At 69.1% G+C, this 6,706-nt stretch carries 5 protein-coding genes; 3 read left to right on the top strand and 2 right to left on the bottom strand.

The genetic code is table 11. The features are described from left to right. Nucleotides 1–271 precede the first annotated feature (271 nt). The gene (locus ABZ260_RS43620) at nt 272–1,333 is read right to left on the bottom strand and encodes a glycoside hydrolase family 19 protein (RefSeq protein WP_355629711.1); all 1,062 of its coding nucleotides are present in this window, start codon (nt 1,331–1,333) and stop codon (nt 272–274) included. 359 nt (nt 1,334–1,692) lie between these two features. Here ABZ260_RS43620 and ABZ260_RS43615 point away from each other — a divergent pair, with 359 nt between their 5' ends. The 3 genes from ABZ260_RS43615 (at nt 1,693) to ABZ260_RS43605 (ending at nt 5,479) form a co-directional block, all read left to right on the top strand. Further along, a complete protein-coding gene (locus ABZ260_RS43615) occupies nt 1,693–2,319 on the top strand; it encodes a helix-turn-helix domain-containing protein (RefSeq protein WP_355629708.1) in 627 nt (208 codons plus the stop codon). A 758-nt stretch (nt 2,320–3,077) separates the two neighbouring features. Then, nucleotides 3,078–4,829, top strand: coding sequence for a phosphatase PAP2 family protein (locus tag ABZ260_RS43610; protein ID WP_355629705.1), 1,752 nt, complete (start codon nt 3,078–3,080; stop codon nt 4,827–4,829). Between the two features lie 95 nt (nt 4,830–4,924). After that, complete coding sequence (locus ABZ260_RS43605; protein WP_355629702.1) at nt 4,925–5,479, top strand: DUF6529 family protein; 555 nt, start codon at nt 4,925–4,927, stop codon at nt 5,477–5,479. An 83-nt stretch (nt 5,480–5,562) separates the two neighbouring features. Here ABZ260_RS43605 and ABZ260_RS43600 read toward each other — a convergent pair whose 3' ends face one another. Next, on the bottom strand, nt 5,563–6,630 hold the full coding sequence (locus ABZ260_RS43600; protein ID WP_355629699.1) for a hypothetical protein: 1,068 nt from the start codon (nt 6,628–6,630) through the stop codon (nt 5,563–5,565). Nucleotides 6,631–6,706 lie beyond the last annotated feature (76 nt).

Here is a 6,706-nt window from a genome sequence, read left to right as displayed (position 1 = left end):
TGGCGGGAGATCGAACCGAGACCGGAAACCAACGGCTTAGTCGATTTCAGATTTAGCGCCTGACCGTTATCGCTATGATTTCGCGCGGCCGGTGGGCCGCGCCCTTCGTGTCACGCGTGTGGATCGCACGCGTGTGGTCACCGCCTGGCGGGTTCGCGCCCGGCGGGACGTTTCGCGGAGGCCGCGTGCCCGGCGGAAGGCCGGGTACGCGGCCGTTCGGTGGCTCCGGTGGTCGCGGAGGGCGGATCACCCACACCGGCCGCCCGGTCGGTCAGCAGCTCAGGTTGTTGCCCGGGGTGGTGCCGAGGATCTGCGTGAAGCTCTGGTAGGCGTTGATCCGGCTCTGCACCTGCGCCGGGTTCCTGCCGTCGCACTCCAGGCTGCCGTTGATGCTGCGGATCGTCTGGCCGAAGCCGTGGCCGTTGACCATCGCGTTGTGCGCCGTCATCGTGCCGGGGCCGTTCTGGGTGTTCCAGTACCACAGGGCGGTCTTCCAGGCCACCGCCGCGTCGTTCTGCACCAGGTACGGGTTGCCGAGCAGGTTGATGCCGAGCGCGTCGCCGGCCGCCTTGTAGTTGAAGTTCCAGCTCAGCTGGATCGGGCCGCGCCCGTAGTAGGCCGCCTGGCCGGCGGGGCAGCCGTAGGGCTGGCTCGCGTCGCAGTAGTGCGGGTAGTTCGCGGTGTTCTGCTCGACTATGTGGACCAGCCCGCCGGTCTCGTGGTTGACGTTGGCGAGGAAGGCGGCCGCCTCCTGCTTCCTGACGGTGTCACTGCCGGTCTTCGCGAAGCCGGGGTAGGCGCTCAGCGCGGCGGTCAGCCCGCTGTAGGTGTAGAAGGGGTTCCGGTTCGGGAACATCTGGTTGAACTGTGCCTGGCTCACCACGAAGCCCGAGGTGGGCGGGTCGGTGGGCGGCGTCGTGCCGCAGGTGTACGGGTCCCAGTACCAGGTGCTGATCACCGGGTCGTAGCCCGGGTTGTCGTGCTCGGCGATGTAGTACCTGCCGTCGGTGTACTTGACGATGCTGCCGGCGACGTACCAGGTGCCCGCCGCCCAGTTCGGGTGGTTGCAGTTGCCCGTGGGCGGCGTCGTGCCGCCACAGGTGCCCTTGTCGGCCCAGACGTCGGCGGTGCCCGGCCTCTCGTTCTGGGTCCACCACTTCGCGGACCAGTTGTGGCCGTTGTACGAGGCGGTCATGCCACCGGTGTAGACGGCCGAGGAGCTCCACGCGGCCGCGCAGCTCTCGGCGGAGGCGGAGGACGTCGGCAGGACGACCGCGAGCACGCCGGTGACCGCCAGGGCGGCGAGGGCGGCCATGATGCGCTGTCTCAACACTTGATCACTCCCATGGGGGGAAACCGGATGGTGTGGGGTGTCCGGACGGTCGGACTTTCGCGCGGTGACGGCCCGCGTCATCGCGTTCGCGCAGCTCATACCTGGATCGGGCGGGTCTGCCGCGAGGTGCGTGGCTACCAACTCGATCTTTCTCTTAAGAAAGTTTCCTAAGAGTTGCCGTGATACTAGCCTTGACAGATCACTGTCACAACCCGTTCGGACATCGGGTCCCGCCATTGCGGGCCGGGTGCGTTCCAAACGCGGGGAATCTCACGCGCCGCCGGTTCACCGGGGCACGATCCGTCCGGTTAGCTATTAAATGTAACTTTTATCGGCGTTTAGGGTGCCACTATTGCGGCATGTTGGAATCCCTCGGGCTCGATCCTGTGGAGGAGCGCGTCTACCGGTTCCTGGTGACGACCGCGGAAACGGATGTCACCGACCTCATCGGGAATCTGGGCATCGATGCCGAGACGGCGGAGACGGTGCTGGTCGCCATGCGGGTCAGGGGACTGATCAGGACGGTCTCTCCCGGCAGGCGGCGGTTCGCCGCGGTGGCACCGGACATCGTGCTGGGCTCGCAACTCCTCCGCCACCAGCAGGCGCTCGACTGGGCGCGGCGTGAGGTGGAGCGGCTGTCCGAGGAGTACCGGGACAACGCCCGCCGCCGCGACGCGGGCCTGCAGGTCGAGGTCCTGTCCGACCACGCCGCGTTCCGGGAGCGGTTCGACCGGCCGTTCGAGGGTTACCGGGAGCGGGCGACGCCGCTGCGGATCATCGAGGGGACGATGCCCTGCCCGCTCGGCTCCGACGACCTCTACCTGCTCGCACTGCTGGTCGCCGGCGTGCCGGACACATCGATCGCCGCCCAGCTGGGGGTCAGCCGGCGGACCGTGCAGCGGCGCGTCGCGAACGTCATGGAACTCGCCGGCGCCCAGACCCGCATGCAGCTGGCCTGGCGCGCCGCCACCGAAGGCTGGCTCTGACCCGCGGCGATATGGCGCCAGGTATAAAATGGCGGATCGGAAACGTGCATTAAAGGGCAACGACGCAGCTTGATGACGGTGTGCGGACGGTTGGGCGCACCGCCTTGACATATGTTTCCACCCCATCGCAACCAAAAATCGATCATTTTCTCGGCGTGATTACGCTGACACGGCTCGCGTAGCGTTGTTCGCGGCGCACGTTGCCGTTCCGTTGTTCTCCGCCCCTTGAGGCTTACGGTAATCGGGCGCTGCGGCTGTGGAATGAGCGCTCCGGCGCTCTGAATTTGCATAGGGCTTTGCCGTGGCAATGGCTATGTGTGCTTGCTGTCCGCTACGGTAGAGAGTGTGACGGTATGGAATGTTTGATTACCTCCGGCACCGAGGGCGCCCTGTTGCAGTGACCCGTGAGCAGGAAACTCTCGCCGTCGGCTGACCGATCGGGAAGTGTCTTCGTTCGGAAGAGGGGTCTCCGCCTTCAAGGCTCGAACCGGCGAACACCACTGACGAAGGGGTGTCGTTCCCCATGAAAAGAACGGCGAGATTATGACTTCTGGTTACGTCTGTCTTTGCGGTGCTTTTTGCCATGACTGGAGCGGCCTCCGCAAGCCAAACCGGCGACGCAAGCTCCACGGGCCGGCACGGTAACGGCCGGCACGGCCAAATCCCAGCTGGGTTAAGGAAGTCGGCCCCGGTTGGCGAGGAAACGCTGAAGTGGCCTGTCATCTCTTCTCTCCCTGCTGTCTGACAGGAGGAGGATCATGAGGATGTTCGCGCTTCCAGAACCGCGGAGAACCCAGCGGCGGCCCGTGCTCGCGCTCGCGGTGGCCGTCTTGACGATCGGCGCCCAGGGCGCCGCAGCACCCGCCGCCCATGCCGCCCCGCTCGCGACCGCGAACGCCGTCGAGGGGACGCCGCGGGGCAACGTGGTGATCGAGTGGAACCGGACCCTGCTCAACATCGTGCAGACTCCGCACGCGCCGCCGACCACCGTTCACCCCACCCGCAGCTTCGCCATCATGAGCGCGGCCGTCTATGACGCGGTCAACGCGATCAGCCGCGCTCACCCCCTCTACGGCACCGGCTTCACCGCCCCGCAGGATGCCTCCCGTCCCGCCGCGGCCGCGACGGCCGCGCACGACACCCTCACCGCCCTGTACCCGGCGCGGAAGCCCAGCCTGGACCGGCAACTGGCCGCCGACCTCACCGGCATTCCCGACGGCCGCGCCAAGCAGGAGGGCATCCGGGTCGGTGCCCAAGCGGCCCAGGCCATCCTTACCCTGCGCGCGCATGACGGCGCCGACGCCACCCCGCCGCCCTACACCAGCACCGGCAAACCCGGCGACTACCGGCCGACCCCGCCAGACTTCGACCCACCGGTGTTCACCCACTGGGGCAAGGTCACCCCATTCGTGCTCCATACCGGCGATCAGTTCCGCCCCGCCGCGCCCCCGGCGCTGGCCGGCCCTGTCTACGCGGCCGCCATCAATGAGGTCAAGAGCATCGGCGCCGCCCACAGCACGACTCGCACGGCGGAACAGACCACGACCGCCAAGCTCTGGGGTGCCCCCATCCAGAACTACTGGTACAGCATCGGCCAACAGGTCGCCCTCGCGCGGCACAGCGACCTCGACCAGTCGGCGGACCTGTTCGCCCTGCTCAACCTCACCATCGCCGATGCCACCATCGGCGTCTACAACGCCAAGTACCACTACCGGTTCTGGCGGCCGATCACCGCCATCCGCTCCGCCGCCGGCAACCCGCGGGTCAAACCCGACCCCGCATGGACCCCGCTTATCACCACCCCTCCCGACCCGTCCTACCCGGGCATGCACAGCGCGATCGGCACGGCCGCCGCCACAGTACTCGCCGGCTTCTACGGCGACCGCAATGTCTTCACCCTCACCTCACCCACCGCGTCCAGCGTGACCGAGACCTACACCAACTTCAGCGCCGCCGCGACCGAAGCCGGGCTCAGCCGCATCTGGGCGGGCGTGCACACCCGGATGGACCACCAGGCCGGCAACAAGCTCGGCACCACCATCGGCCGCTACGTGCTCAGCCAACTGAAGCTCGCCCCGGCCGCACCGGCTTCCCCGACCGCGAAGCCCCCGGCCGGCAGCGGCCCGGCCGGCGGCGGCCTTGCCGCAGGCGTCACCGTCGAGGTCCGGGACTCCAAGCTCGGCAAGATCCTCACCGACGGCCAAGGGCGCACGCTGTACCTGTTCGAGACGGACAAGGGCACCAAGTCGACCTGCTACGGCGCGTGTGCGATCGCCTGGCCGCCGCTGGTCGCCACGGGCAGGCCGCAGGCCGGCAGCGGCGCATCCTCCGCCCTGCTCGGCACCGCCGCCAGGACCGACCACACCACAGGGGTCACCTACAACGGCCACCCGCTGTACTACTACGTCGGCGACACCAAGCCCGGCGACACCAGCGGGCAGGGCCTCGACTCCTTCGGCGCCAAGTGGTACGTGCTCAACCCGCAGGGAAACAAGATTGACACGGGCTGAGCACCGTCGGTCGCCATGAGTCACTACACGGGCAACGCTGAGCGGGCTGTTGCGAGGGCGCCGACGGCCGGGATCACGGAAGGGAGCAGACGAACATGGGAGCAGCACGGACGATGTCACCCCGCCCGGTCTGGCTGCGGCCGGCGATGGCCGCCGGGCTCGCCCTGGCCGTGGCGGTGGCCTTGTACGCCTTCGGCCGGATACACACTCCGGACTACGCCGGCAGCCTGTTCGGACGCCGTGGCGACGACGCGAACCTGCTGAAGGCGCAACTCGGCACCGCCCTGCTGGGCCTGGCCCTCTACCAGCTCATACTGGCGCTGTGGATGTACCGGCGGCTGCCCGGGGCCGGTGCGGCCCCCCGCCCGGTACCCCTCGCCCACCGCATCGGCGGAGCCGTGCTGTTCGTGCTCTCCCTCCCCGTCGCCTACCACTGCATCACCACCTACGGAGTGCAGCTGGACAACGCCCGGGTCGCCCTGCACTCCCTCGCCGGCTGCTTCTTCTACGGCGCATTCGCCGCGAAGGTACTCCTCGTCCGCAGCCGGTACCTACCCGCCTGGGCGTTGCCGGTCGCCGGCGGCACCCTGGTCACCCTCATCGCGATCCTGTGGTCCTCGGCGGCACTCTGGCAGCTGACCCAGCCGTAGCTTGGCGGAGCTCCCACGGCGGTTCCAGCGCCGACCTGCGGAGATCAGGTCCCCGAAGGGCCGGCGAAGGAATCAGGGCGGCTTCACGGGGTTGTGATCATTGGTACCGCGAAGAAGACGATCATGGCGATCGCCACCGCGATGATGAAGCCGATCACTTCCCAGGCCCAGTCGTGGTGGGAGACCTTCGCCGACGCCTTGTGTCTGCGTGCCGCCCGGCGGCCCGCGCGCCTGCGGGATCCGGCCCGTCCGGAAAGCCGGAGCCCTGTCTCCGCCGTCCCGGCCTCGCCGGTCTCCGCCCCGGAATCGCCTTCCTGCGCGGTCGCCGGCTCGCTCCACTGCGCGTCGTACTGGTCCTGGGGTGCGGTGTAGTTCGGAGGCACGGTGTGCGGCGGGGTGTCCCCCGGCTCGTCGACCCGCATGATCCAGCTGGGCAGGCGCAGCTGGGCACGGCCCGCCGGGGTGCTGAGATGGTCAGGCCGGGGAGACCAGGCGGGGAGGGCCGCCGGGGTCTCGTCGGCCTGAGCGTCTGTTCCGGTGCCGGTCTCGTCGCCGGTCTCGTCGCCGGTCTCGGTGCCGGTCTCGGTGCCGGAGGGAGCGGCGTCCGTGAACCAGTTGACCGCGGGCGTCTGAACGGGGTCGGTGGCCCAGGTGGGCATCGGCGGCTGCACGCGACCGGTTTCGGGGTCGGGGGCCGGTGCCGGTGTGGCCCAGGTGGGCATCGGCGGTTGTGCGCGACCGGTTTCGCCGTCAGGAGTCTCCACCTGTGCGGACCTGACGGGGAAGAGAGGCCGGTGGTGCTCGGCGTCGGAGAGGGCGTCGAGCTGATCGGTCTGCAGGGGCCAGCCGGGGAGCGGGTGTGCGGTGGGGTGCGCGGTGGGCACATCGTCCAGCACATCGTCCAGCACATCTCCCGGCACGGGGCCGGGAGCCGGGGCGATCGTGAGGGGCGTGCGAGGGGCCTCGGCGGACGGAGCCTTGGGCGTCTCGACGGGCGTGGGATCGGCGGGCGGATCGGCGGGTGCGGCCTCGGGGCGGGGCGCGGCGGCGACGAGCCTGTCGGTGTAGACGCGGGCCGCCCGCGCCTCGGGGCTGAGCGGGCGGAACAGGTTCTCCCGTACCGGGGCATCCCCGGGGGCGCCCTCCAGCACGTCCCCCGGGATGGGCGCCGACAGCGGTGCCGAACCTCAAGGGCATCTACGCCAACAACGACACGATGGCGATCTG

It is taken from the genome of Streptosporangium sp. NPDC006013 (assembly GCF_040614275.1).
Lineage (GTDB): Bacteria > Actinomycetota > Actinomycetes > Streptosporangiales > Streptosporangiaceae > Streptosporangium.
The sequence above is the reverse complement of the archived record's forward strand: the minus strand, read 5'-3'. Positions and strand labels throughout refer to the sequence as shown.

Excerpts from the sequence above, each read along its gene's own strand:
- ABZ260_RS43605 (WP_355629702.1), top strand. The coding sequence starts at position 4,925 with ATGGGAGCAGCACGGACGATGTCACCCCGCCCGGTCTGGCTGCGGCCG.
- ABZ260_RS43615 (WP_355629708.1), top strand. The coding sequence starts at position 1,693 with ATGTTGGAATCCCTCGGGCTCGATCCTGTGGAGGAGCGCGTCTACCGG.
- ABZ260_RS43610 (WP_355629705.1), top strand. The coding sequence starts at position 3,078 with ATGAGGATGTTCGCGCTTCCAGAACCGCGGAGAACCCAGCGGCGGCCC.